At 45.4% G+C, this 227-nt stretch carries 1 pseudogene; it reads left to right on the top strand.

Annotated elements, in window-relative coordinates:
• Positions 1-227: pseudogene (locus KV696_RS09805) on the top strand (hypothetical protein); the annotation flags it as partial.

The following is a 227-nucleotide window of genomic DNA, read 5'->3' on the forward strand; positions in this document are numbered from 1 at the left end:
CGGTGACAGATCCAACAACAGGCATCAGTCATACAATTCCAGGAACAGACCTAGTGAACCAAGACTTCGAATCAGTGAAACCAACCGAAAAAGTTCCAGTGAAAGACAAAGCGTACTTAACTCCAGAAGAGAAAAAACAAGTGGCAGACAAAGTCAAAGCGAAGAACCCAGGTAAGGAAGTAACAGTAGGAGACGACGGAACAGCGACGGTGACAGATCCAACAACA

The organism is Streptococcus humanilactis (assembly GCF_019448275.1).
GTDB lineage: Bacteria > Bacillota > Bacilli > Lactobacillales > Streptococcaceae > Streptococcus > Streptococcus humanilactis.